Consider the following 23,066-nt stretch of genomic DNA (forward strand, 5'->3'; position numbering starts at 1 on the left):
CGATTGTCTCAGCGCCAGGCGGCGAGGTACTCGCTCCAGTGGCTTTCGGCCGGGGCGAGCGCGCCGAGCGACTGCTTCACGAACGCGATCTCCTGGTCGTACTCGGCTTCCGTGAAGCCGCCGCGCATCTTCTGGTAGCGGCAGTACAGCAGGTAGGTGTTCATGACGTCCGTTTCGCAGTAGCGGCGGATGTCCTCCGTCTTGCCGTCCTGGTAGGCCTGGTACACCTGCGAGCCGTCCATGCCCAGCTTGCCGGGGAAGCCGCACAGCTTGGCCATGGCGTCGAGCGGCGCGTTGTTCTTCGGCTGGTACATCGCCAGCAGGTCCATCAGGTCCAGGTGGCGGTTGTGGTAGCGGCCGATGTAGTTGTTGTACTTGAACTCGCGGTCGTCCTCGCCCAGGTCCCAGTACTTGTTGGCCGTGACGCCGTGCTGCAGGCCGCGGTAGTGCAGCACCGGCAGGTCGAAGCCGCCGCCGTTCCAGCTCACCAGCTGCGGCACGTGCTTCTCCACCGCGCCGAAGAAGGCCTGGATCACCTTGCCCTCGCTGGCGTTGTCGCGATCGACGAAGGAGTGCACGCGCAAGCCCTCGGCATTGCGGAACACGCAGCTCACCACCAGCACGCGCTGCAGGTGCAGCGGCATGAAGTCGCTCTTGCCTTCGTTGGAACGTTCTTCGCACCACGCGGAGTAGACCCACTGGTCCGTCATGCCCTCGGGGTCGGAGCGCAGCTTGCGCAACCCCGCGATGTCGGGGATGCATTCGATGTCGAAAACCAGCACGGGCCAGGGCATGGCCGCACTCTACCAGTCAGGGGAAGAGCGCTTCAGAACAGAGCTTCTTTGTCGATACCGTTGCGCGTCATGTGACGGCGCAGCTTCAGGAGCGCTTCGTTCTGGATCTGGCGCACGCGCTCGCGCGTGAGCCCCAGGCGGTCGCTCAGGACCTCCAGCGTTTCCGGCTCGCGGTCGTGCAGGCCGAAGCGGCCCTCCAGCACTTCCTTCTCGCGCTCGGACAGCGCCTCGATCCAGCCGCCGAGAAGCTTCTCGACTTCATGGCTCTGCGTGACGCCGGTGGGATCGACCGCGAACTCGTCGGCCATCGATTCGCCGAGGGTGTGCTCGTCGTCCCCGCCGCGGTCCGTGGTGGCGTCTAGCGAGCGCGGCGCCTCCGCCATCGCCAGCAGCTCCGCGACCTCCTGCACCTCGCGCCCCAGCAGCGCCGCCACGTCCTCGACCCGCACGCCGTCGCCTTCGTGGCCATTGCGCCGCGTGAACGACGGGTCGTTCTCCAGCGTGCGGCGTGCACGCAGCACCTGCTGCAACTCGCGCACGACGTGCACCGGCAGGCGGATCACGCGGCCCTGGTTCATCACCGCGCGCTCCACGGCCTGGCGGATCCACCACGTGGCATATGTCGAGAAACGGAAGCCGCGCTCGGGCTCGAACTTGTCGATCGCGTGCATCAGGCCGAGGTTGCCCTCCTCGATCAGGTCCGACAGCGGCACGCCGCGCCCGAGGTAGCCCTTGGCGATGCTCACCACCAGCCGCAGGTTGTGCTCGATCATCGACTGCCTCGCGGCGAAGTCGCCCGCGCGGGCGAGCGTGGCGGCCTTGAACTCCTCTTCGGCAGTGAAGAGCTCGGTGCGGCGCACGTCGCGCAGGTACAGCGTCAGCGTATCGCTCGATTCGCCGGCGACGTCGGCCGGGATGTCGCGCGGGTTGGGCTCGTCACCCGCGTTGTCGGGGGCAGCGGGGGGCATGCCGCCACCCGCGTCTTCGCTCGCGCCCGGAACAGCGTTGGCTTTCCCGTTGCGCTTGCCCATCGCATCACCTCATGGTCGGGAGGTAGCGGGCCGGATCGACAGGCTTGCCCTGGCGGCGGATCTCGAAATGCAGCTTCACGCGGTCGGCATCGCTGTTGCCCATCTCCGCGATCTTCTGCCCCTTGCGCACGGCCTGGTCTTCCTTCACCAGCAGCGCCTGGTTGTGCGCATAGGCCGACAGGTAGGTGTTGTTGTGCTTGAGGATGACCAGGTTGCCGTAGCCACGCAGGCCCGCGCCCGCATACACCACGCGCCCGTCCGCCGCGGCGAGGACCGCGTCGCCAGCCTTGCCGCCGATGTCCACGCCCTTGTTGCGCTGTTCGTCGAAGTTCGCGAGCACCAGGCCCGCGGCGGCCGTCGGCCAGCCCCACGCGATGTCATCTTCCACCGTCGCGCCGGGAATGGCCGCCGATGCCGGCGGCACGCTAGCGACCGCCGTGGACGCCGCGCCGGACGCGGGCGTTGCGCTGCGCGGTGCGGACGCCGCGCTCGCGGGCGGCGTACCGGCGCGCGCGACATCGCTTCCGGGCGGGACGACGCGCAGCACCTGGCCGACCTCGATCACGTTCGGGTTGTCCAGGTTGTTCCAGCGCGCGATGTCCTTCCAGTTCTGGCCGGCGTCGAGCGCGATGCGGATCAAGGTGTCGCCGGGCTTGACGGTGTAGAAGCCCGCCTTGCCCGCGTTGTCGGCGCCGGCGACGGGACGCGGCGCTTCCGTGCCCGGCGCCGCCGTGGCCGGTGCGCGCGCGCCGCTGCTGCGGTCTTCCACCGGCGCGGGCGTGCGCGGCCCGCGCGATGCGCACGCGGCCATCACGGCGGCCACCGCAAGGCACACCACCGTCGTCCGCCAATTGCGCGTCTCTTGCATCGTGTCGTCGTTGTTCATGCGATGCCCGATTTTAGGGGGACGAAATGGACGGCCTCAAGAACAGTTTGTTGCAGGTCGCGCTCGCTCCTTTTCTCGATCACGACGAGTGCCTGCTGCCCGCTGCGCGTGGTCACCGGCGCGACGATGCGCCCGCCGACGGCCAGCTGCCGTGTCCACGATTCAGGCACGGCGTCGCCGCCCGCGGCCGCGACGATGCCGGCGTACGGCGCGCCTTTTTCGAAGCCCACCATGCCGTCGCCGAAGATGAGGTGCACGTTCGGGATGCGCAGCGGCCGCAGGTTGTCGCGCGCCTTTTCGTGCAAGCCGCGCAGGCGCTCGATGCTGTAGACCTCGCCGGCCACCAGCGCGAGCACGGCCGCCTGGTAGCCGCAGCCCGTTCCGATCTCGAGCACACGACCGAGCTTGCCGCCGGCTTCGCGCCTGCCGCCAAGCACGAGCTGCGTCATGCGCGCGACCACGCTCGGCTTGCTGATCGTCTGCCCCAGGCCGATGGGCAGGCTGGTGTCCTCGTAGGCCTGGTTCGCGAGTGCGGTGTCGACGAAGCGGTGCCGCTCCACCGCGCCCATCGCCGCGATCACCAGCGGGTCGTCGACACCTTCGGCGGCGAGCTTCGCAACCATGCGCGCGCGCACGGCCTGCGAATCGAGCCCGACGCCGCCGGGTGCGGGCAGCGTCGCTGCCGGCGCGCGCGGCTTCACGGGCGCGGGCCCACCCGCATCGAGCCGCGCCGGAAATGCGGGGCGCCGCGTCATCGCGGCACCTGCTTCGCCCACTCGCCCAACGCGGCGTGATGCGTGAGGTCCACCTGCAGCGGCGTCACCGAGATGCGGCCGTTGGCAGTGGCGTGGAAATCGGTGCCCTCGCCGCCTTCCTTCGCCGGGCCGGCGGCGCCGATCCAGTACAGCGTTTCGCCGTGCGGGCTTTGCTGCGCCGTCACCTTCTCCGCCGCATGCCGGCGGCCGAGGCGGCAGACTTCGAAGGCGCCCAGTTCCTCGTACGGCAGGTTCGGGATGTTCACGTTGAGCAGCCACGGCGCACGCCCCACCGCACCGCCTTCGATGAGGTGCGAGACGAGGTCGCGCGCCTTGCGCGCGGCCGCTTCGATGTGCGCCCAGCCCTTCTGCGTCTGCGAGAAGGCGATGGCGGGCACCTCGAACAGGTAGCCTTCCATCGCGGCGCCGACGGTGCCGGAGTAGATCGTGTCGTCGCCCATGTTCGCGCCGTTGTTGATGCCGCTGACCACCAGGTCGGGGCGGTACCCGAGCAGGCCGGTGAGCGCGACGTGCACGCAATCGGCCGGCGTGCCGTTCACGTAGCGGAAGCCGTTGGCCGCCTCGCGCACGGACAGCGGCGAATACAGCGTGAGCGCGTTGGACTTGGCGCTGTTGTTGTGCTCGGGGGCGACCACCTCGACTTCGCCGAGGTCCTTGATCGCGTCGTACAGCGCGACGAGGCCGGGCGCCTGGTAGCCGTCGTCGTTCGAAAGCAGGATCTTCATGGGAATGCGGCAAATTGTAGGCTTCGGCGTCGCCGCAGGGACATTCGCGCGCCGCGCGCGCGCCTATCATGCGCCATCGTTTCTTCAAGCGGAGAGAACCATGCATGCCTGGCTGTGCGAGAACCCCACCGGCGTCGACGCGGTGCAATGGAAGGAACTGCCCACGCCGCAGCCCAAGGCGGGCGAGGTGCTCATCGAGATCAAGGCCGCCAGCCTGAACTTCCCGGACATCCTGATCGTCCAGAACAAGTACCAGTTCAAGCCGACGCCGCCCTTCGTGCCCGGTTCCGAATACGCCGGCGTGGTCGCCGCGGTCGGCGAAGGCGTGACGCACCTGAAGCCCGGCCAGCCGGTCGCCTGCCTCACGGGCACGGGTGGCTTCGCGACGCACGCGATCGCGCCGGCGGCGGTCTGCATGCCGCTGCCGCAGGGATTCCCGTTCGCCGACGCGGCGGCCTTCATCATGACCTACGCGACTTCGCACCATGCGCTGCTCGATCGCGGCCAGCTGAAGGCCGGCGAGACCGTGCTGGTGCTCGGCGCGGCGGGCGGCGTAGGCACGGCGGCGATCCAGATCGCGAAGGTGGCCGGCGCGCGCGTGATCGCGGCGGCATCCACCGACGAGAAGTGCGCGCTGTGCAAGGCCGAAGGCGCCGACGCGACCATCAACTACAGCCAGGGCAACCTGCGCGACGCGATCAAGGACGCGACGGGCGGCAAGGGCCCCGACGTGGTGTACGACCCCGTCGGCGGCGAATTCGCCGAGCCCGCTTTCCGCTCCATCGCGTGGCGCGGCCGCTACCTCGTCGTCGGCTTCGCGGCGGGCCCCATCCCCGCGCTGCCGTTCAACCTGCCGCTGCTCAAGGGCGCATCCATCGTCGGGGTGTTCTGGGGCGACTTCTCGCGGCGCGAGCCGAAAGCCAACCAGGCCATGCTGATGCAGCTGGCGGGCTGGTATGCCGAAGGCAAGATCAAGCCCGTCATCGACCGGCAGATGCCGATGGCGGACCTCAAGGCCGCGTACGAGCACATGGGCTCGCGCGCGGTGAAGGGCAAGCTGGTGCTCGTGAACTGATCGCAGCGCCTGCCCCCGGTATAATCGTGGGCTCTACGGTGGCTGTAGCTCAGTTGGTAGAGTCCAGGATTGTGATTCCTGTCGTCGTGGGTTCGAGTCCCATCAGCCACCCCACTCCCTCCCTTGCTTCCCGTGAACTTGTTCTCGCCCGCGCGGCCGCCGGGACGAGAGGTGCTCGATCGATGACGAGCGGGTGACGCACGCCGGCGCAAGGTGCGCACACTGCGCGGCACAAGGAGCGAGGAGTCACGATGCGAATCTTTCCCTTCATGGCGGCGGCGGTCGCAGCTGTGCTCGTTGGCGCGTGCGGCGGCGGTGGCGGCAACAGCGGCCTCGCGAGCAGCAACAGCGCGGGCGGGATCTTCTCTTCGGGCCTTGCAGCCTGCCCCGCGGGCAACGCCGTCTTCACCACCGCGCCGGTGGCGCTGGAAAACGTGCAAGGCTGGGTGCCGCTTGGCCAGTTCAACCCCCCGGGCCACACCTTTCCCACCGATCACCAGTACCTGTACACGACACTCTTCGGCAATCCCGCGTCGGCGCAGCAGACCGTGCCCGTCGTCGCCCCGGCCGACATCCGGATCACCGCTGTGTGGCGCATGACGACGAACAACACCAGCGACTACACGGTGTTCTTCCAGCCTTGCGCGGACCTGGGCGCCCGCTTCGGCCACATCGTCACGCTCACACCCGAGATCGTGGCGGCTGCCGGCCCGATCGACCGCGGCTGCCAGACCTACCAGGCTTCGCCCGGAAGCTCGACCACGCTTTGCCAGTCGGCCAGCTTCCGGCTCGACGTGCCCGCAGGCCGCACGATCGGCACGCTCGGCGGCGGCGGCTCGACGGTGCTCGACTGGTGGCTGCAGGACCGCCGCATCGCGCCCCTGCATTTCGCGAATCCCGCCCGATTCTCCGCGGGCGGCGACGTCGGGGGGTTCGACACGTTCCATACCGTGGCAGCCAGCGACTACTTCGTCGCGGCGGCATCCCCGCAAGTGGCCGCGAAGGTGGGGCGCTACGACGGCAGCGTGCATCGCACGGCGGCGCCCCTGGGCGGGACGATCGCCGTCGATGTGGACGGGACCGCGCGCGGACACTGGTTCCATCCGACGCAGCCGTACCCGCCGGAATCGTTCCACGCCGCGCTGGCGCCGGACCCGATCGAACCGGACAAGCGGCAGGTGTTCTCGCTGGGCGCTGGCCTGGCGGGCGCGCCGTTCTTCGCGACCTTCACCCCACAGGCCGGCGGGCTCGTCAACCGCGCCTTCGAATCGGTGACGGCGGACGGCAACGTCCATTGCTACGAGACCAGCCGGCCCGCGGTCGTGCTGGTGCAGCTGCTCGATGCGGCAACCCTGAAGCTGGAAGTGAAGTCGCAGGCCTCCGCTTGCGCGGCGGTACAACCGTGGTCGTTCGGCGCGGGCGCCGTGACCTACAAGCGCTGAGCGTCAGCGAGCGGACGCAGCGGGATCGTCGGCCGGCTTGGCCACCAGCATCTGCACCTTGAACCGCGCCTTCAGCAGGTTGTAGTACGCAAGGCCCTCGGAAGAGGCCCACCAGCGCTGGTACTGGTCTTTTTCCTGCTTGGCCATTTCCGGCGCGGGCGCTTCGCGCGGCACCACCTTGTTCACCTTGACCACCGCGTAGCCGGATTCGCCCAGGTCCACGCCGGTGAACGCCGGCAGCGCCGAGGGATCGGTGCGCAGCGCGGCGTCGATCACCTGCTGCGGCTGCTGCAGCTGCTGCGGCGTCTTGTCGCGCGACACCAGGAGGGGCGCACCCACCTGCGCTTCGGCCGGCTTGGCCTTCCACGCCGCGAGCTTCTCCATGCCGTCCTTCTTCGCGAGCTCCGCCGCCTTCGCGGCGACGACGCGCTCGCGCACGCGGTCCTTCACCTCGGCCAGCGGCCGCGCCTGCGCCGCCGCGTATTGCGCGATGCGGCCGGAGGCGAGCGTGCTCGGCGCGACTTCGACGGCTTCGGTGTTGCGCTTCTTCTCCAGGCTGTCGGGCGCGAACAGCGCCGCGAGGAATTTCGGGTTGGCGAGCACGCCGGTGGCCCCCTTGGCCGGGGTGCGCTGCACGTCCTGCGCCGTCTGCACCTGGAGCTTGAGCTTGTCGGCCGCGGGCTTGAGGCTGTCCGCCTGCTCGTACACCGAATTGCTGAAGGTGTCCGCCACTTCGGCGAACTTGCGCTGCGCCTGCTGCTGCTTGATCTGCGCCTCGAGCTCGGGCCGCACGTCCTCGTAGGATTTCTGCCTGGCCTCGCGCACGTCGTTCAACCGGATGACGTGGAAACCGAACTCGCTTTCCACCACGTCGGCGGCGATCTCGCCCTTCTTCAGCGCGAACATCGCGTCTTCCACGGGCTTCACGAAAGCGCCGCGCGTCTGCCAGTCGAGGTCGCCGCCGTTGGCCGCCGAGCCCTTGTCGTCGGAGTTCTTCTTCGCCACTTCGGCGAAGCTGTCCGGGCTCTTGCGCACCTGCGCCAGCAGCTCCTGCGCCTTGGCCTTCGCCTTCTGCTTGTCCGCCGGCGGCGCGTTGGGCGCCGAGGCGACGAGGATGTGGCTGGCGCGGCGCTGCTCGGGCTGGCCGTACTTCGTGATGTTCTGCTCGTAGTAGGTCTTGAGGTCGGCCTCGTTAACCGTGATGCCCTTCTTCACCGACTCGATGTCCAGCACCAGGTACTCCACCGTCGCGCGCTCGGGCGCCTGGAATTCGCCGGGATGGGCCTTGTAATAGGCCTCGATCTCGGCGTCGGTCGGGGTGACGCGCGCCGCATAGGCGGGGGCGTCGAAGCGCGCCACCTGCACCTCGCGGCGCTCGAAGAACGCGCCGAGCGTCGGCGCGGCTTGCGCATTGGTCGTGAGGCTGGTGGAGATGACGCCCAGCATCACCTGGCGCGCCGTCAGGTCGGCGCGCACGCTCTCTTCGTACATCTCGGGGCTCATGCCGCGCGCACCCACCACCTGGCGGTACTTCGCCATGTCGATCTTGCCGTCCGGGCCCTTCAGCGGCTCCAGCACCTGCTGCAGCTCGCGCGCGACCGCCGAATCGCTGGCGCTCAGGTGCGCCTTCGCGGCGGCGGCGGCGATCACGCGGTCGCGCACCAGGCGCTCGAGCGTGGCGTACTTCAACTGGGGCGAATCGAGCAGCTTGGCGTCCACGCCGGGCATCTGGGTGCGGATGCGTTCGGCTTCCTGCTTGTGGGCGTTGTCCCACTCGCCCTGCAGGATCTCGTGGCCGTCGACCTTGGCGACCGCGTCGCCCTTCTCGCGCATGCGGTCGTAGCCCTGGATGCCCACCAGCACGAAGGACGGGACTATCAGCAGGAACAGCAGCACCTGCATGACCTTGTTGTGCGTGCGGACGAATTCGAACATGGCTCTTTACGGTTCTCGGACAAAACAAAAGGCGAACTGCCGTTCGCCTTTTCTGCGCGTTTGGTGGGTGCTGACGGGATCGAACCGCCGACCTACGCCTTGTAAGGGCGCCGCTCTACCAGCTGAGCTAAGCACCCCGCATGCGTGCCGCCTTCAGTTCAGCGCGTCCTTGAGCGCCTTGCCGGGACGGAACTTGGGCACCTTGGCGGCCTTGATTTTAATCGCGTCGCCGGTGCGGGGATTGCGGCCGCTGCGCGCGGCCCGTTTGCCCACGGCGAAGGTGCCGAAACCCACCAGCGACACCGACCCGCCCTTCTTCAGCGTGGTCTTCACGGCCCCGATCATCGATTCCAGCGCGCGCGTGGCGGCGGCCTTGGAGATGTCGGCGTGCTTGGCGATGTGCTCGATGAGTTCGGTCTTGTTCACGGGGCCCCTCGTGTAGAGATGATTGGACGGATGTCTCTCGTCGGTTCTGTGTCTGGCGCGGCTCGCGAGCCGGAAGGTGCATTAGAGCCACGCCCCCACAGCGTGTCAATAACGGACCGGCCTCTCGCGGCGCAAGGGGCGGATTCTAGTCGCCCCGGTGAACCGCGCATTTCGCAGCGCGCAATTTCGCCTAGAGCGCTTCCGCAATTGCGCGGCCCAGGTCGGATGTGCTTGCGTTGCCGCCGATGTCGGGCGTTTTCGGTGCGCCGCTGGCGGGATCGAGCACTTTCTCGATCGTTTGCAGGATGGCGTCGTGCGCCTGCTTGTGGCCGAGGAACTCCAGCATCATGGCGCCGCACCAGATCTGCCCGATCGGGTTGGCGACTTTCCTGCCGTAGATGTCCGGCGCCGAACCGTGCACCGGTTCGAACAGCGACGGGAACTTGCGGTCGGGGTTCAGGTTGGCGCTGGGCGCGATGCCGATCGTGCCCGTGCACGCAGGCCCGAGGTCCGAGAGGATGTCGCCAAAGAGGTTGCTCGCCACGACCACGTCGAAGAAATCGGGGCGTTGCACGAAGTGGGCCGTCAGGATGTCGATGTGGAACTTGTCGACCTTGACGCCCGCGTACTTCTTGGCCATCTCTTCCACGCGCTCGTCCCAGTAAGGCATGGTGATCGCGATGCCGTTGGACTTGGTGGCGCTGGTCAGGTGCTTCTTCGGGCGCGACTGGGCCAGGTCGAATGCGAACTTCAGCACACGGTCGACACCCACGCGCGACATCACGGTCTCCTGCATGACGATCTCGCGTTCCGTGCCCGGGTACATCCGGCCGCCGATGGACGAGTACTCGCCCTCGGTGTTCTCGCGCACGATGTACATGTCGATCTCGCCCGGCTCGCGCTTGCTGCCGTCCTTGCGCACCACCGGGCAGGTGATGCCGGGCATCAGGCGCGCGGGGCGCAGGTTGACGTACTGGTCGAACTCGCGGCGGAAGAGGATGAGGGATCCCCACAGGGACACGTGGTCGGGCACCTTCTCGGGCCAGCCCACCGCGCCGAAGAAGATCGCGTCGTGGCCGCCGATGCGGTCCTTCCAGTCGCCGGGCAGGTACTTGCCGTGCTTCTCGCAGTACTCCCAGCAGCCGAAGTCGAAGTGGTCGAACTGCAGGTCGATGCCGAACTTGCCCGCGGCCGCCTCGACGACGCGCACGCCCTCGGGCATCACTTCCTTGCCGATGCCGTCGCCGGCGATGACGGCGATGCGCTTCTTGCTCATGTGTGTTTCTCCTTCAGGAACGGGATGGCCTCGGCCAGCAGCGCATGCGGTGCTTCCTCGGCGATGTAGTGCCCGCAAGGCAGGGCCTTGCCGGTGGCTTGCAAGGCGCGCTCGCGCCACAGCGCGAGCACGTCGAAACACTGGCCGACCACGCCATGCTCGCCCCACAGCGCCAGCAGGGGCTGCGCGAGCCTGCGGCCGGCGGCGACGTCGGCGCGGTCGTGCTCCAGGTCGATGCCGGCGCTGGCGCGGTAGTCGGCGCAGATGGCCGGCGCGCTACCGTCGATGGCGATGCAGCGCTCGTACTCCGCCAGGGCCTCGGGGGCGAAGGCGCCCAGCCCGGCATGCCGCTTGCCCATGACGCTGCGCACGTAGCGCGCCGGGTCCGACTCGATCAGCGCCTCGGGCAGCGGCGGCGGCTGCACCAGGAAGAACCAGTGCCAGTACGCCGTGGCAAAGGCGCGAGACGTTTGTTCGTACATCGCGAGCGTCGGTGCGATGTCCAGCAGCACCAGGCGCTCCACGCGCTGCGGATGGTTGGCGGCCAGGCGGTGGGCGACGCGCGCACCGCGGTCGTGCGCCAGCACCTTGAACCGCTCGTAGCCGCGCGATCGCATCACCTCGACGGCATCGAGCGCCATTTCGCGCTTGCTGTAGTTCACGGAGCCTTCGCCCGCGGGCGGCCGCGACGAGTCGCCGTAGCCGCGCAGGTCCATTGCCACGACGGTGAAGTGTTCCGCGAGTTGCGGCGCGACGCGGTGCCACATCGCGTGCGTCTGCGGGTGGCCGTGCAGGAGCAGCAGCGGTTCGCCCGTGCCGCCCGCGCGCGCGTTCAGGCGGACATCGCCACGCCTGGCTTCGAAGCGCTCGAACTGCTGCAGCATGAGACCGATTCTGGCACTCAGGCGCGGCTGCGCACGACGAGGCTCACGCCGACCGCCGTCAAGGCCATGCCGGCGATGGTCAGCACGGTGATCGGCTCGCCGAAGAGCACCCAGGCCATCAGTGCCGTGCACGGCGGCACCAGGTACAGCAGGCTCGTCACCGCCGTGGCGGCGCCGCGCTGGATCAACAGGTACAGCAGCGAACTGCCGCCAAGCGTCAGCGCAAGGACGGACCACGCCATCGAACCGGCGAGCTGGCCGTTGAAACGCATGCTTTCGGACTCGGCCAGCGCCAGCGGCAGCGTCACGACGAACGCGGCCGCGAGCTGCACGAGGTTGGCCGTGCGCACGTCGCAGGGTGCGACGAAGCGCTTCTGGTAGAGCGTGCCAGCCGTGATGCTCACCAGGGCCACGAACGCCAGCAGCAGGTTGTCGGGATGGACTTCACCCAGGCCGAGCTTCTGCCACACCACCAGCACCAGGCCCGCCAGGCCGAAGAGCAGGCCCAGCCACTGCCGCGCATGCACCGCGCCGCCGCGCGAGGACACCCACACGGCCGTCAGCACCGGCTGCAGCCCGACGAGCAGCGCCACCAGCCCCGCGCCCATGCCGTGCTTGACCGCGGCCCACACGCCACCCAGGTAGCCCGCATGCATCAGCACGCCGGTGACCGCCAGGTGCCACAGCTGGCGGCCTTCGCGTGGCCACGCGGCCCGCGCGGCCAGCGCCCACGCGGCGAAGCAGAGGACGGACAGCACGTAGCGCATCGCCAGGAACGTCATCGGCGGCGAATGCGGCATGCCGAAGCGCGCCACGATGAAACCGGTGCTCCAGATGGCGACGAACACGGCGGGCATGGCCCGCACCAGGAAGTCCTGGCGGGAATCGGCCGCCATGGCGATCAGTGCTTCACGCGGCTGCGGATCTCCGGCAGCGCCTTCTGCAGGTAGTACACCATCGACCAGACGGTGAGGATCGCGGAGATCCAGATCAGCCAGTTGCCCCAGACGTGCGTGTCGATGAGGCCGAAGAGCACGCCGTCGAACAGCAGGAAGGGGATGGCGATCATCTGCACCGTCGTCTTGATCTTGCCCAGCATGTGCACCGCCACGCTCTTGGCCGCGCCGATCGTCGCCATCCACTCGCGCAGCGCCGAGATCGCGATCTCGCGGCCGATGATGATCAGGGCCACGAACACGTCGGCGCGCTTCAGGTGCACCAGCACCAGCAGCGATGCGCACACGAGGAACTTGTCGGCCACGGGGTCGAGGAAGGCGCCGAAGGACGAGGTCTGGTTCAACTTGCGGGCCAGGTAGCCGTCGAGCCAGTCCGTCAACGCGAAGACCACGAACATCACGGTGGCGATGAGGTTCTGCGTCTCGGGCTTCATCCCCAGGTAGAACACCCCCACCAGCAGCGGGATCGCGACGATGCGCGTCCAGGTCAGGAGCGTGGGGACCGTGAAGAACATCGGGCCATTATCAGTGCAACGCCCGGTAGATCTCTTCGGCCAGCTCGCGCGAGATGCCCTCGACGCTGGCGATGTCCTCCACCCCCGCGGCCGCCACGCCGCGCACGCCGCCGAAGCGTTGCAGCAGGCGCGCACGCTTCTTCGCGCCGATGCCGGGGATCTCCTCCAGCCGGCTGCCGCCCACGCGTACCTTGGCGCGCCGCGCGCGCATGCCGGTGATGGCGAAGCGGTGGGCCTCGTCGCGGATCTGGGCCACCAGCATCAGCGCGGCCGACTCGCGGCCCAGGTACACCTTGTCGCGGCCGTCGGCGAACACCAGTTCCTCCAGCCCGACCTTGCGGCCCTCGCCCTTCTCCACGCCGACGATGACCGACAGGTCCAGGCCCAGCTCGGCAAAGACTTCGCGCGCCATGCTCACCTGGCCCTTGCCGCCGTCGACCAGCACCAGGTCGGGCAGGCGCTGGGCGCTGCCGCCGCCACCGGACTTCGGCGTGGCTTCCGGCGGGTCGCGCCCGGCCTCGGCCAGCTTCGCGTAGCGCCGCATCAGCACCTGGCGCATCGCCGCGTAGTCGTCGCCGGGCGTGATGCCGTCGATGTTGTAGCGCCGGTACTCCGAGTTCTGCATCTTGTGGTGGTGGTAGGTCACGCACGATGCCTGCGTGGCCTCGCCCGCCGTGTGCGAGATGTCGAAGCACTCGATGCGGAAGGTGTCCAGGTTGTCGGGCGCGAGGTCCAGCGCCTCGACCAGCGCGCGCGTGCGGGCCTGCTGCGAGCCTTCCTCGGCCAGCAGGCGCGTGAGCTGGATCTCCGCGTTCTTCTCCGCCATCTCGAGCCAGATGCGGCGCTGCTCGCGCGGTGCGTGCACGGCGCTCACCTTCACGCCCGCCTGCTCCGACAGCGCGGCGATCAGGTCGCGGTCCGCGGGGTGGCTCGTGATCAGCGCGGGCGGCACCGGAACGCCGATGTAGTGCTGCGCGATGAAGGCATCCAGCACCTGGACTTCGACCGGCGTGCGTTGGACGGCCGCGCCGCCCTCGAGCTCGTCGTCGAACTCCTGCACGACGCTCGCGTCCTCGATGTGCGTCGGGAAGTACGGCCGGTCGCCCAGGTGGCGGCCCCCGCGCACCATGGCGAGGTTGACGCAGGCGCGGCCGCCCTGCACGCGCACGGCGAGGATGTCCACGTCCTTGTCCGAGATCGTCTCGATCGACTGCTGGTGCAGCACGCGCGACAGGGCCGTCATCTGGTTGCGCAACTCGGCGGCCTGCTCGAACTCGAGGCTCTCCGAGTGCCGCAGCATCCTTGCCTCCAGTTGCTGCAGCACGGTTTGCGTGTCACCGAGCAGGAAGGCCTTGGCATTCTCGACGTCCTTGGCGTAATCCTCGGGCGAAACGAGGTTCACGCACGGCCCGGAGCAGCGCTTGATCTGGTAGAGCAGGCAGGGCCGCGTGCGGTTCACGAAGACCGTGTCCTCGCAGGTGCGCAGGCGGAACACCTTCTGCAGCAGCTGGATCGATTCCTTGACCGCCCAGGCATTCGGGTACGGCCCGAAGTAGGCGTGCTTGCGGTCGACCGCGCCGCGGTAGTAGGCCACGCGCGGGAAGGCGTGCGAGACGATCTTGAGGTAGGGGTAGCTCTTGTCGTCGCGGAACAGGATGTTGTAGCGCGGGTTGAGCGACTTGATCAGGTTGTTCTCGAGCAGCAGCGCCTCCGCCTCGGAGCGCACCACCGTCGTTTCCAGCCGCGCGATCTTGCCGATCATGTGGCCGATGCGCGTGCCGCCGTGGTTCTTCTGGAAGTAGCTCGAGACGCGCTTCTTCAGGTCGCGCGCCTTGCCCACGTACAGGACACCGTCCTGCGCGTCGAAATAGCGGTACACGCCCGGCATGTGCGGCAGCGCCGCCACCTGCGCCAGCAGCTCGTCGGAATGGGCCTCGGACATACAGGCGCTATTGTGCAGGGGCCACAATCACGCTCGCATGCTCTGGGACATCTTCTGCCGCGTCATCGACAACCATGGTGACATCGGCGTGTGCTGGCGCCTCGCGGCCCAACTGGCGCGCCGGGGCGAGCGGGTGCGCCTGCGCGTGGACGATGCGAGCGCGCTGGCCTGGATGGCGCCGCTGGGCGAGCCCGGCGTCGAGGTGCTGCCATGGTCGTCCCACCCGGGCCCGGGCGACGTGGTGGTCGAAGCCTTCGGCTGCGAACTGCCGCAGGCCTTCCAGGCGCTCATGGCCGCGCAGCCGCGCCCGCCCGCCTGGGTGAACCTCGAATACCTCACGGCCGAATCGTTCGCCGAACGCAGCCATGGCCTGCCCTCCCCCGTCATGGCCGGCGCGGGCGCGGGGCTCGTCAAGCGCTTCTTCTATCCGGGCTTCACCCCGCGCACGGGTGGCCTCCTGCGCGAGCCCGGCCTTGTCGCCGCACCGGCTGCGACGAACGCTGTCCGGCGCGTCTCGATGTTTTGCTATGAGCCGGCGGCCATGCCCGCGCTGATCACGCAGCTCGCGGCGTCCGATGAGCCCACCGAGCTGCTGGTCACGGCCGGCCGCGCCACGGCTGCCGTGCGCGCCGTGCTCGGGACGTCGCAGCGCCAGGGGCAGCTTTCCGTCACCTACCTGCCGCTCATGCCGCAACCCGGGTTCGACGCCCTGCTGGCGTCGTGCGACGTGAACTTCGTGCGCGGCGAGGATTCGCTGGTACGCGCCCTGTGGGCCGGCCAGCCCTTCGTGTGGCAACTCTATCCCCAGCACGATGCCGCGCACCACGCGAAGCTGGAAGCCTTCCTGGACTGGCTGGACGCGCCGCCGGCCTGGCGCGACTTCCAGCGCGCCTGGAACGGCGTCACGCCTGCGCTGCCGGTGTTCGAGCCGCGCGCATGGGCCGATACCGCCCTCGCCGCGCGGCAGCGCCTGCTGGCGCAGGAAGACCTGGTGACTCAGTTGCTGCGTTTCGTGCGGCAGCCGGCGAACACGTCCAGCGCCGGCTCGTAGGCCTTCGTCCGCACCGAGAAGATCCCGAGCAGGGTGTGGAACAGGTGGTCGTGGCTCACGGCCTTCTGCGCGCGCCGGCGCAGGCAGCCGTCGTCGATGCCGGCGTCCTGCTGCAAGGCCGGCGACAGCCACACGACGAAGGGAACGCGCGTTTGCACGGCGGGCGCGATCGCGTAGGGCACGCCGTGCAGGTACAGCCCGCTTTCGCCCAGCGACTCGCCATGGTCGGAGACGTAGAGCATCCCGGTGTCGTGCGTCTTCTGCGCGGCGAGCCAGTCGATCAGCCGGCCGAGCACGTGATCCGAGTACAGGATGGTGTTGTCGTAGGCGTTGACGATCTCGGCATCGGGGCATTGCCGCAGTTCGTCGGTGCCGCAGGCCGGCAGGAAACGCGCGAACGCCGGGGGGTAGCGGCGGTAGTAGGCGGGGCCGTGGCTGCCCAGCTGGTGCATCACGACCAGCAGGTTGCCTTTCGCGTCCCGCAGCACGCGGTCCATGCCATCGAGAAGCACTTCGTCGAAGCCCTCGAACTGCTGCTGCGGCAGGCCCTCGCACACGCCCTTGCACCCCGACTGGTTGTCGCGCCAGAGCACGCCGACGCCGGCGCGCGCCAGCACGTGCAGGACGGACTCGTGCGAAAGGATCTTGCGCTCGTCGTAGTTCGAGCGGCCGAAGGCCGAGAACATGCAGGGCAGCGAGACCTCGGTGGACGTGCCGCATGCCGTCGCGTCCGGGAAATTGATCACGTTGCGGCGCTTCAGCTCGGGATCGGTCTCGCGCGCATAGCCGTTGAGCGAGAAGTTCTGCGCACGCGCGGTCTCGCCCACCACCAGCACGAACAGCATCGGTCGCTGGCCGGGCGCCGCGTCGCGCTTCGCGTCCGGGGCGATGGGCAGCTTCGGCCCGGCCGCGACGTTGGTGGCGAAGGTCTCCGCCGCCACGGCCGCCACGATGTTGCCGGGCGTGATGAGCCAGCGCATCTCGCGGTTCTTGCGCATCAGCGACGCGGCGTCGGCGAACACCAGGACCAGGCTGGCCGTGCCCAGCGCGATCGCCCCGGCGACGAAGCCGAGCCGTACGGCCACGGCCCGCTTCCACGGCCGCTGGGCGACGCGCAGCCACGCGATCACCGCCGACGGCAGCACGCCGAACAAGAAGACGTGCCAAGCCAGCCGGAAGCCCAGCAGTTCGCCCGCTTCCTTGGGATTCGTCGCGAAAACGTTGCGGATCATGGGCCGGTCCAGGTAGACCGCGTAGCGTTCCATGAAGTACGAAGCGAAGGCCGTCAGCACCAGCAGCAAGGCCAGCAGCGGCTTGACGGTGTGCCGGGTGGCCAGCAACGCCGTGAACGCGAAATAGAAGCACGCCAGCGTGACGAAGACCGCGCCGGCGAAGACCCATGTGCCGGGGTCGGACCAGGGGCGTTGCGCCAGGGCCGCCCGCCACCACGGGCCGTTGCCCGCGAGCAGCATGAACACCGCGGCCAGCGCGAGGAGCGTTTCGGTGTGGACCGCGGGGCGGCGCGTCATGGCCGGCGAGTATGCCTCGCGCACGCGAGTGAGCAAAAAAGGTTAGAATCAAGGGCTTTGCGCCACCGAGCGCGTTGCCGCCGTCCACAGCGTTTCGCCCTGTCGGTTCCAGCGGCCAGACCGAGACAGCCTAACCCCGCCAGACACCATGAAAATCGCCCAAGAAATCCGCGCCGGCAACGTCATCATGCATTCCAGCAACCCCTGGGTCGTGCTGAAGACCGAGTACGCCCGCGGCGGCCGCAACGCCGCCACCGTCCGCATGAAGCTCAAGAGCCTGCTCAACAACCAGGGCACGGAAATCGTCTTCAAGGCCGACGACAAGATGGACCAGATCGTCCTGGACAAGAAGGACTGCACCTATTCGTACTTCGCCGATCCCATGTACGTGTGGATGGACGCCGACTACAACCAGTACGAGGTGGAGAAGGAGAACATGGGCGACGCCCTGAACTACCTCGAGGAAGGCATGCCCGCCGAAGTGGTGTTCTACGAAGGCAAGGCGATCTCGGTGGAAATCCCCACCAGCGTCGAGCGCGAGATCACCTGGACCGAGCCGGCCGTCAAGGGCGACACCTCGGGCAAGGTGCTCAAGCCCGCCAAGCTCGCCACCGGCTTCGAAGTCGGCGTGCCGATCTTCGTGGCGCAGGGCGACAAGGTCGAGATCGACACGCGCACGGGCGAATACCGCCGCCGCGTCTGATTTCCCCAGCCCTTACGATCAAGGCTCCGCAAGGAGCCTTTTTCTTGCCCGCATGGACTTCAGCCTCGTCGACATCGCCGTCCCCTTCCGCATGCAGCCCGGCCTGCGGCGGCTCGATGCGTCCGACCCCCAGCTGACGCGCCTGGCTCCCGGCAGCGCGCTGTACCGCGAGAAGGCCGCCGTGTTCGATGCCGGCCAGTCGCGCCACGCCGCCGCGGGCTTCGACCCCTCGGCGGCCATCGCCGCGATGCGCGAGCGCCTGCCCAGCGACCTGCCGCCCGAACTGGCGTACGAGCAGGACTTCGCCGTGCTCGACGGCGACACCGGCACCCTCCAGTGGCTGTGCGTATGCGTGCCTTCGCACTGGGCGCCTGAAGACAAGATCGGCCTGGACTTCGCGGCCGTGCATGCGCCGGTCGCGGACAACAAGCTGCTCGTTTCGGCCTCGGCGCACCTCGTGAACCTCGCGACGTCGGGTGAATGCTGGGAGCGCTTCGTGTGGACGGTGACCCCTTCGGGCCGCTTCGACCAGCACCCGCGCCGGCATGCGCGCGAGCCGTGGCCGGTGCAGCTGCAGGGCGCGGCCTTCGCCGGCCGCTGCTGGCTGCGGGCCGAGCGCCAGACCTTCTTCCCGGTCGGGCCCGGTGCCCGCCAGTCCGTGTTCACCATCCGCGTCATGCTGCAACCGCTGGTGGAAGCCGTTGCAGCGCCCGGCGCCGCACGCAAGCTGCACGATGCCCTCGCCACGATGAGCGACAGCGTGCTCGCGTACAAGGGCCTCGCCCCCGCGCGCGACCCGCTCGTGGCCTGGCTGGCAGAACGCGCCTGATGGACCTCGCCTGGCGCATCGCGCAGGTCATCATCCCGGTCTTCATGATCGTGGCCGTGGGCTACTGGTACGGCCGCCGCGCCCTGCCCGACCTCACGATGTTCAACCGCATCGTGCTGGACGTGATGACGCCGGTGCTGGTCTACACCGCGCTTGCCGGCAAGGAGTTCCGCCTTGCGGACCACACGCTGCTGCTCGCCGCGGGCGCCGGGCTCATCCTGCTCAGCGGAGCGATCGCGTGGCTGCTGGCGCGCGGCACGCACACCAGCGCCCGCAGCCTGGTGCCGGTGGTGATGTTCACCAACTGCGGCAACATGGGCCTGCCGCTGGCCTTGCTGGCCTTCGGCCCGGCGGGGTTCGGCGCGGCGGTGGGCCTGTTCTCCATCAGCAACCTGATCCATTTCTCGCTGGGCGCGCGCATCACGAGCGCGCACGCGAGCACGAAGGAGCTGCTGCTCAGCCCGCTGATGATCGCGAGCGCACTGGGCTTCGCCAGCGCGGCCACCGGCGTGCGCCCGCCCGACGTGATCTTCACGGGCCTGAAGATGCTGGGCGAGCCCATGCTGCCGCTGATGCTGCTGTCCCTCGGCGTGCGCCTCACGCAGTTGCGGCGCGAGGACATCCCGCGCGGCCTGCTGGGGGCCTTCGCGCGGCCCTTGATCGGCCTGGCCGTGGCGCTGCCGCTCGCGTGGGCCCTGGGCCTCGAAGGCATGGCGCGCGCGCAGCTGCTGCTCTTCGCCGCGCTGCCGCCGGCGGTCATGCAGTTCATGCTGGCCGAGCGCTACCGGCAGGAGCCCGAGCGGGTCGCCGCGATGATCCTGCTGGGGAATGCGCTGGCGATCGTCTTCGTGCCGCTGGGCCTCGCGCTGTCGCTCTAGCGCACGCGCGCGCCGAACAGCACGATCACCACCAGCACGATCGCGATGACGGCGCCGGCGACGCCGATGACGATGCCGTAGGGCATGGGCGCGCCCTTCTCGGCAAGCACGGCGGTCGTGGGCGGCGTCGCGCCGGACAGCCATTTCACGAGTTCGGAGGCGGCCTGCGGCGATGCCATCTCGAAGCTGGCCGCCTGCAGCTTGCCGTCGTCGGTGCGCAGCCACAGGTCGGCGAACTGGTCGCGCGCGCGGGCGTGCACCACATCCTTCAGCGCGATCTTCACGCGGTCGTCCTTGCCGGCCACGCGCAGGATGTCCTCCTGCACGCGCACCTCGAGATCGCCTTCGTACCGCGGCAGGGGGCCGTGGCGGTCGGAGGAGGCAAGCTTCGCGTCGAAGCGCGCCTTGATCAGGGAGAAGGTGCCGGTCAGTGCGAACTCGTCCCGCGGGCCGCGGATCAGTTCCTCGACGGTGAGCTTGCGACCGTCCGGACCGATGAGCACACTGCCATCGGCGAGCGTGTTCTTCTGGCGCATGCCCACGATCGTGCGCTTGTCGTACGGGCCGACCTGGCGGCCTTCCAGCAGCAGGTGATACAGCGTGTCGTCCAACCTCGTCCCCTGGCGTTTTCCGCCGGGCGCAAGGATACCCGCGATTGGCCCGGCTGCCGCAGAATGCGGCCATGCCCTCGACGAGAAACCTCCATGACCGGCGCCTGGCCGATGCATGGGCGACGCTGACGTCGCATTCCACCCAAGGCCTGCCGCTGGACCCCGACGCCGGGCGCCTCGCCTTCGCCGACCCCGAATTCCTGCTGCGGCGCGAGACGCGCGGCATCCGCTTCCAGCTCGAGCTGCTCAAGCCCGACCTGGAGCAGCAGGCGCTGGGCATCGAGAACACCATCGTGGTCTTCGGCAGCGCGCGCTTCCGCAGCGAGGACGAAGCGGCCGAACTGGTGAAGAAGGCCGAGGCCGGCGGCGATGCGGAGATGATCCGCCGCGCCAAGGCCCTCGCCCGCAATGCGCCCTACTACGAGAAAGCGCGGGCCTTCGGCCGGCTCGTGGCCGAGTACAGCGCGGGCAAGGAACCGCAGGACATGCTGTTCATCTGCACCGGCGGCGGCCCGGGGATCATGGAGGCCGCCAACCGCGGCGCGCACGAAGCCAACGGCATCAGCGTGGGCCTGGCCATCGCGCTGCCGATGGAGGAAAAGCCCAACCCCTACGTCACCCCGGCGCTGAACTTCCGGTTCCACTACTTCGCGCTGCGCAAGATGCATTTCATGATGCGCGCGAAGGCGCTGGTGGCCTTCCCCGGCGGCTTCGGCACGCTCGACGAGCTGTTCGAGGTGATCACGCTGGTGCAGACGCGCAAGGCCAAGCAGGTGCCCATCGTGCTCTTCGGCACCGATTACTGGAAGAAGCTGGTGAACTTCGACGTGCTCGTCGACGAAGGCGTGATTTCGCCGCAGGACCTGCAGCTGTTCACCTGGGCCGACACGCCCGAGGTGGCGTGGGAAGCGATCAAGGCCTTCTACCGGCTCTGATCAGTCGACCTCGTCGCGCGCGCTGGTCGGCTGGAACTCCGTGTCGCCCGCGGCGGTCGACGGCATCGTGAGCTGCGGCTGCGGCATGTCGGGCTCCGACGGCACGTAGGCCTCGCCGGGCACGTCCGGTACCAGGATGATCCGGCCCGGGTCCCGTTCGGCGCCGCGCAACAAGGCCTCCAGCGTTTCCATCACCGAGCCGACGCGGCTGCCGTGCAGGGGCACGAGGGCCAGCGCGACACGCGGCTTGAGCACCATGCCCAGCGGCAGCCCCGCCATCGGCGTGATGCAGTGCGCGATGACCTTCGCGCTCAGCGCCTTCGCCCGCGACGGCGCGACGGGACCCTCCACCAGCAGCCCGAACCTCGCTTCGCCCAGCCGCGCCACCGTGTCGACGGTGCGCATCATGGCGTTGAGCCGCTCGGCCTGCCGCAGCAGCATCTCCAGCGAATGCTTGCGGCCGAACTCCGAGCGCAGCTGCGGGAAGTTCGAGAACTCGACGATGGCGACGACGCTCTGGTGCCCGAAGCGGCGCGCGCGCTCGATGAGCTCGCCCATGCGCGACGCGAACACGCTGTCGTTGACCAGGCCCGTGAGCGGGTCGACCTCCTGCAGCTGGGCCAGGCGCCGGTGCGGGTCGCGCCGCGCCTGCGTGCGTGTGGCGAGCAACAGGTAGGTGCCGCAGATGGAAACCGCCAGGCCCGCGAGCAGGAACACGAGCGCGCGCTGCGCGAAGGCTGGCCCGAACAGGTCGCGGCCGGCGTACGCGGCCAGCGTCGCCGCGAAAGGCGCCATGGCCAGTAGCAGGCGCGGGGCGAGCTGCTCGCCGTGGTCCTTGGCCCAGCCGATGACGGCGAGCGTGGCGCCCGCCGTGACCGCGACGGTGCCCGCCGACAGCCAGCGCCGCGCCGGGCTCGGGGCGATGCCGCACAGCGCCGCGACGCCCAGGGCCGCGACCGCCAGCAAGATGCACGGCCAGAAGATGCGCTCGGCGCGCTCGCGCACCGCCAGCACCTGCACGAGGAACAGCACAAAGGGCGCCGTCGCCGCCGCCGGCAGCACGTGGTGCGCCGCATCGCTCCAGGCCGGCGACTCGGGCCACAGGTGCAGGCCCGCCACGCCGGCGGCGCTGGCGGTGGCGAGCAGGGCCAGCGCCGTCCACGTGCCGAACCAGAAGTGGCTCGCGTCGCGCTGCACCGCCGACGTCGCGAGCGAGAAGATCGCCCCCATCGCGAGCAGCCCGAAATACACGCCGTACAGCAGCGACAGCCGCTGCTGCTCCCACGACAGCCAGCTCTCGCTGACGAACTCGATGGGCACGTGGAAGCCGTCGGCCGCCTCCACGCGCAGCAGGTAGTTCGTCGGGTCGGCCGCAGAGACCACCAGCGGCAGCACGGGATGCACGTGCGGCAGGGCCCAGGCGGACACGGGGAAGGCGTCGCCGGCCCATTGCGGCGTCCAGCTCTCGTCGTTGCGGCGCGTGTAGAGCGTGACCGAGTCGAGGGCCGGGTCGGCGATGCGCACGTACCAGCGCTGCTCGTCGGGCGCCGCGGGCACGGTGAAGCGGATCCACAGCACGTCGCCCGGGCGCACCGGGTAGGGCTTGTCGACGAGCGTGGGCGCGAATCGATCGCCTTGGGCCAGCACCACGCGCAGCGACGCGGCGCCCGATTCGTCCACCAGCCAGTCGCCCCAGTCCTTCAGCTGCGCGGGCTGCGTGCGCACGTCCAGGTCGAGGATGTGGCGCGCCTGCGCGGCCACGGGCAACAGCAGGGCCAGCGCGCATGCGAGCAGATGCGCGAGCGCCGGCCGCAACGAACGTCCCATGGGTTCTCCGCCCGGCGATCTTCGCACCGGGCGGGCGTTT

General features: G+C 69.2%; 21 protein-coding genes, 2 tRNA genes and 1 pseudogene. 8 read left to right on the top strand and 16 right to left on the bottom strand.

What is annotated here, in order from left to right; genetic code table 11:
- Positions 1-8: 8 nt before the first annotated feature.
- From WG903_RS15270 to surE, 5 genes are all read right to left on the bottom strand, one after another.
- A complete protein-coding gene (locus tag WG903_RS15270) occupies positions 9-794 on the bottom strand; it encodes a 3'-5' exonuclease (protein WP_340076945.1) in 786 nt (261 codons plus the stop codon).
- A 32-nt stretch (positions 795-826) separates the two neighbouring features.
- Positions 827-1,762 carry an RNA polymerase sigma factor RpoS gene (gene rpoS, locus WG903_RS15275; RefSeq protein ID WP_340076947.1) on the bottom strand — a complete coding sequence of 312 codons (936 nt, stop codon included), beginning with the start codon at positions 1,760-1,762 and terminating at the stop codon, positions 827-829.
- Between the two features lie 67 nt (positions 1,763-1,829).
- The gene (locus WG903_RS15280; protein WP_445263606.1) at positions 1,830-2,711 is read right to left on the bottom strand and encodes a peptidoglycan DD-metalloendopeptidase family protein; all 882 of its coding nucleotides are present in this window, start codon (positions 2,709-2,711) and stop codon (positions 1,830-1,832) included.
- Positions 2,708-3,466 carry a protein-L-isoaspartate(D-aspartate) O-methyltransferase gene (locus WG903_RS15285; protein ID WP_340076949.1) on the bottom strand — a complete coding sequence of 253 codons (759 nt, stop codon included), beginning with the start codon at positions 3,464-3,466 and terminating at the stop codon, positions 2,708-2,710. Before WG903_RS15285 ends, WG903_RS15280 begins: the two co-directional genes overlap by 4 nt.
- Complete coding sequence (gene surE, locus WG903_RS15290; protein ID WP_340076951.1) at positions 3,463-4,212, bottom strand: 5'/3'-nucleotidase SurE; 750 nt, start codon at positions 4,210-4,212, stop codon at positions 3,463-3,465. Before surE ends, WG903_RS15285 begins: the two co-directional genes overlap by 4 nt.
- Positions 4,213-4,312: 100 nt before the next feature.
- Here surE and WG903_RS15295 point away from each other — a divergent pair, with 100 nt between their 5' ends.
- The 3 genes from WG903_RS15295 to WG903_RS15305 all read left to right on the top strand — a co-directional run bounded on the left by WG903_RS15295 (position 4,313) and on the right by WG903_RS15305 (position 6,729).
- Positions 4,313-5,287, top strand: a complete 975-nt coding sequence (locus WG903_RS15295) for an NADPH:quinone oxidoreductase family protein (RefSeq protein WP_340076953.1) — start codon at positions 4,313-4,315, stop codon at positions 5,285-5,287.
- A 38-nt stretch (positions 5,288-5,325) separates the two neighbouring features.
- Positions 5,326-5,401: transfer RNA gene (locus WG903_RS15300), tRNA-His, on the top strand.
- 137 nt (positions 5,402-5,538) lie between these two features.
- Positions 5,539-6,729, top strand: coding sequence for a hypothetical protein (locus tag WG903_RS15305; RefSeq protein WP_340076955.1), 1,191 nt, complete (start codon positions 5,539-5,541; stop codon positions 6,727-6,729).
- 3 nt (positions 6,730-6,732) lie between these two features.
- Here the strand turns inward: WG903_RS15305 and WG903_RS15310 are convergent, their stop codons facing one another.
- The 8 genes and pseudogenes from WG903_RS15310 to uvrC all read right to left on the bottom strand — a co-directional run bounded on the left by WG903_RS15310 (position 6,733) and on the right by uvrC (position 14,663).
- On the bottom strand, positions 6,733-8,664 hold the full coding sequence (locus tag WG903_RS15310; protein ID WP_340076957.1) for a SurA N-terminal domain-containing protein: 1,932 nt from the start codon (positions 8,662-8,664) through the stop codon (positions 6,733-6,735).
- 61 nt (positions 8,665-8,725) lie between these two features.
- Positions 8,726-8,801 (bottom strand) — tRNA-Val (locus WG903_RS15315).
- Positions 8,802-8,817: 16 nt separating this feature from the next.
- Positions 8,818-9,105, bottom strand: a pseudogene (locus tag WG903_RS15320) (HU family DNA-binding protein); the annotation flags it as partial.
- A 175-nt stretch (positions 9,106-9,280) separates the two neighbouring features.
- A complete protein-coding gene (locus WG903_RS15325; protein WP_340076959.1) occupies positions 9,281-10,366 on the bottom strand; it encodes a tartrate dehydrogenase in 1,086 nt (361 codons plus the stop codon).
- Positions 10,363-11,250, bottom strand: a complete 888-nt coding sequence (locus WG903_RS15330) for an alpha/beta fold hydrolase (RefSeq protein ID WP_340076961.1) — start codon at positions 11,248-11,250, stop codon at positions 10,363-10,365. Before WG903_RS15330 ends, WG903_RS15325 begins: the two co-directional genes overlap by 4 nt.
- Positions 11,251-11,267: 17 nt before the next feature.
- Positions 11,268-12,146, bottom strand: coding sequence for a DMT family transporter (locus WG903_RS15335; protein ID WP_340076963.1), 879 nt, complete (start codon positions 12,144-12,146; stop codon positions 11,268-11,270).
- Positions 12,147-12,151: 5 nt separating this feature from the next.
- Positions 12,152-12,721: a CDP-diacylglycerol--glycerol-3-phosphate 3-phosphatidyltransferase gene (pgsA, locus tag WG903_RS15340; RefSeq protein WP_340076965.1), complete on the bottom strand. Its 570-nt coding sequence runs from the start codon at positions 12,719-12,721 to the stop codon at positions 12,152-12,154.
- Positions 12,722-12,731: 10 nt separating this feature from the next.
- A complete protein-coding gene (gene uvrC, locus WG903_RS15345) occupies positions 12,732-14,663 on the bottom strand; it encodes an excinuclease ABC subunit UvrC (RefSeq protein ID WP_340076967.1) in 1,932 nt (643 codons plus the stop codon).
- Between the two features lie 37 nt (positions 14,664-14,700).
- Between uvrC and earP the strand changes: the two genes are divergently transcribed.
- On the top strand, positions 14,701-15,714 hold the full coding sequence (gene earP / locus WG903_RS15350) for an elongation factor P maturation arginine rhamnosyltransferase EarP (RefSeq protein ID WP_340076969.1): 1,014 nt from the start codon (positions 14,701-14,703) through the stop codon (positions 15,712-15,714).
- On the opposite strand, the gene WG903_RS15355 is transcribed toward earP, so the two are convergent.
- Positions 15,660-17,243 carry a phosphoethanolamine transferase gene (locus tag WG903_RS15355; RefSeq protein WP_340076971.1) on the bottom strand — a complete coding sequence of 528 codons (1,584 nt, stop codon included), beginning with the start codon at positions 17,241-17,243 and terminating at the stop codon, positions 15,660-15,662. The two genes, earP and WG903_RS15355, sit on opposite strands and share 55 nt — an antisense overlap.
- Positions 17,244-17,391: 148 nt before the next feature.
- On the opposite strand from WG903_RS15355, the gene efp reads away from it, so the two are divergent.
- The 3 genes from efp to WG903_RS15370 are packed head-to-tail and all read left to right on the top strand — an operon-like array spanning position 17,392 to position 19,653.
- Entirely contained in the window at positions 17,392-17,946 is a 555-nt protein-coding gene (gene efp / locus WG903_RS15360) for an elongation factor P (protein ID WP_340076973.1), read from the top strand.
- Between the two features lie 52 nt (positions 17,947-17,998).
- The gene (locus WG903_RS15365) at positions 17,999-18,775 is read left to right on the top strand and encodes a heme-dependent oxidative N-demethylase subunit alpha family protein (RefSeq protein WP_340076975.1); all 777 of its coding nucleotides are present in this window, start codon (positions 17,999-18,001) and stop codon (positions 18,773-18,775) included.
- Positions 18,775-19,653, top strand: coding sequence for an AEC family transporter (locus WG903_RS15370; RefSeq protein ID WP_340076977.1), 879 nt, complete (start codon positions 18,775-18,777; stop codon positions 19,651-19,653). Before WG903_RS15365 ends, WG903_RS15370 begins: the two co-directional genes overlap by 1 nt.
- Here the strand turns inward: WG903_RS15370 and WG903_RS15375 are convergent.
- Positions 19,650-20,264, bottom strand: a complete 615-nt coding sequence (locus WG903_RS15375) for a hypothetical protein (protein ID WP_340076979.1) — start codon at positions 20,262-20,264, stop codon at positions 19,650-19,652. The two genes, WG903_RS15370 and WG903_RS15375, sit on opposite strands and share 4 nt — an antisense overlap.
- 71 nt (positions 20,265-20,335) lie before the next feature.
- On the opposite strand from WG903_RS15375, the gene WG903_RS15380 reads away from it, so the two are divergent.
- Entirely contained in the window at positions 20,336-21,199 is an 864-nt protein-coding gene (locus WG903_RS15380) for an LOG family protein (RefSeq protein ID WP_340076981.1), read from the top strand.
- On the opposite strand, the gene WG903_RS15385 is transcribed toward WG903_RS15380, so the two are convergent.
- Entirely contained in the window at positions 21,200-23,026 is a 1,827-nt protein-coding gene (locus WG903_RS15385) for a sensor domain-containing diguanylate cyclase (RefSeq protein ID WP_340076983.1), read from the bottom strand.
- Positions 23,027-23,066: the final 40 nt, after the last annotated feature.

The sequence above is a fragment of the Ramlibacter sp. PS4R-6 genome (genome assembly GCF_037572775.1).
Lineage (GTDB): Bacteria > Pseudomonadota > Gammaproteobacteria > Burkholderiales > Burkholderiaceae_C > Ramlibacter.